The following is a 2255-nucleotide window of genomic DNA, read 5'->3' as shown; positions in this document are numbered from 1 at the left end:
AAAGCAGGTACAACGCATTCGGCTTATTGGGGCTGCTTCGCAGCCCAGCGCGGGGCAAGCCCGCTCGCCACAACTGCGCTATCTGCCTGGATCTAGGCGTTGCGGCAAAGTTGTGTAGATACCTATGCTGCGATGGCGTCTGTGAAATCGCCATAGCAAGCAAGCCAGCTCCCACAAGGTGAGCGGTGCACGGTTCATAACAACAATAAAAAGAAGGTCACCGCCATGGCCGCACCTGCCCCGCTTTTGCCCCACGACACCATCATCCAGGACTCCTGGCGCCGCTGCCGTGCCTTTGGCCTGGATCACCAGAGCGCGCCCAGCTTCGACCAATTGCCCGCCGAGGGCATCAGCCAGCTGTTGGAGAGCCAGCACGCACTGGTCCAGACCACCCATCAGGAAGTGCTGCCCTACTACGAGAACATCCTCAGCAATTCCAACTGCCTGATCATGCTTGCCGACAACCAGGGCCAGGTGCTGACCTCCTGGGGCACCCAGCGCTTTATCGAACCCAAGCTGGCCCGTGGTTTCAGCGCAGGGGCCAGTTGGCGGGAGCGCTCTACCGGCACCAACGCCATCGGTACCGCACTGGCCTGCGCCCAGGCGGTGCACATCGAGCATGACGAACACTTCCTCAAGGCCAACCGTTTCATGACCGGTTCGGCTGCGCCGATCTTTGACGCCAACCGCGAAATCATCGCGGTGCTGGATGTGTCCAGCGACAGCTACCTGCCGCCCTCCCACACCCTGGGCATGGTCAAGATGATGAGCCAGACCGTGGAAAACCGGCTGATCCTCAACCTGTTTGGCGGCGAGCACTTCCAACTGACCTTCAACACCGGTCTGAACAACCTCGACAGCCAATGGGCCGGCCTGCTGATCTTTGATGAAAGCGGCCAGGTGCTGTCAGCCAACCGCCGCGCCGACAACCTGCTGGGCATCAGCCTGTCGCGGGTGATGATCGACAGCCTGTTCAAGGTCTCGCTGCTGGAGCTGCTCAACCAACCCGAAGGCCTGCCCTTCGCCCTACAAGCGGCAGGAAGCAACCGTTTCCAGTGCCTGCTCAAACGCCCCAAGCAGGTGCCGGTGCAAGCCAGGGTCTTCAGCGAGCCGGCCGCCGTGCCCATCGGTCTCAAGACCCTGCACTTTGGCGACAGCCGCGTGGAAAAAGCCGTGCGCCAGGCCGAACGCCTGCTGGAAAAAGACATCCCGTTGCTGATCCATGGCGAAACAGGCGTGGGCAAGGAAGTCTTCGTCAAAGCCCTGCACCAGGCCAGTTCCCGCAGCCAGCAGGCTTTTATCGCGGTCAACTGTGCGGCAATTCCGGCCGAGTTAGTGGAATCGGAGCTGTTTGGCTACGAAAAAGGCGCGTTCACCGGCGCCAATCAGAAGGGCAGCATCGGCCTGATCCGCAAGGCTGACAAAGGTACGCTGTTTCTCGATGAGATCGGTGACATGCCCCTCCCGACCCAGGCTCGGCTGCTGCGGGTATTGCAGGAGCGCTGCGTGCAACCGGTGGGCAGCAGCGAATTGTTCCCGGTGGACCTGCGCATCATCTCGGCCACCAACCGTTCACTGCGCGAACAGGTGCAGATCGGCAGGTTTCGTGAGGATTTGTACTACCGCATCGGCGGCCTGACCTTGGAACTGCCGCCCCTGCGCGAACGCAGTGACAAGCAGGCGCTGTTCAAGCAACTGTGGCAACAGCACCGCGAGCCCACGCAGTGGGCCGGGCTCAGTACTGAAGTGCTGGCGTTATTCGAGCGACACCCTTGGCCAGGCAACTTGCGCCAGGTCAGCAGCGTGATGCAGGTGGCGCTGGCCATGGCCGAAGACCAACCGATCCGCCCGGAGCATCTGCCCGATGATTTTTTTGTCGACCTGGGCCAAGCCTCGCCCAGCACACCGCCGGTTATGGGCGATCTGGACGATAGCCAAAACCTTCAGCAGCGACTGGCAGCGGTCGGCGGCAATATCTCCCACTTGGCGCGCGAGTTGGGGGTCAGCCGCAATACCTTGTACAAGCGATTACGCGACGCGCCATAGCCGTAAATCCTGCGTCTTTCTTTAAGACTGATCGTTAGTTGATGTGAGCTCAAGCGGCGATTCCACCCAGTAAATTCTCCCAGCACGTAAGCCCATTCTGATTTAACAGACCACACCTCCAACCGCCCTTTTCCTGCGGCATTCTCCGACGCCTTCTTTTGCAGAGACGTCATGGATGCCAGCCCCTGCCCCTGATTCATCGCCCATCG

At 60.7% G+C, this 2255-nt stretch carries 1 protein-coding gene; it reads left to right on the top strand.

Going from position 1 to position 2255, the window contains the following annotated elements:
- The first annotated feature begins 225 nt into the window (after positions 1-225).
- Positions 226-2046, top strand: a complete 1821-nt coding sequence (locus FIV38_RS29755) for a sigma-54-dependent Fis family transcriptional regulator (RefSeq protein ID WP_092239081.1) — start codon at positions 226-228, stop codon at positions 2044-2046.
- Positions 2047-2255 lie beyond the last annotated feature (209 nt).

Source organism: Pseudomonas proteolytica (assembly GCF_007858275.1).
Taxonomy (GTDB): Bacteria; Pseudomonadota; Gammaproteobacteria; order Pseudomonadales; family Pseudomonadaceae; genus Aquipseudomonas; species Aquipseudomonas proteolytica.
Note: the sequence above shows the minus strand (reverse complement) of the source record. Positions and strands in the feature narration are given on the sequence as shown.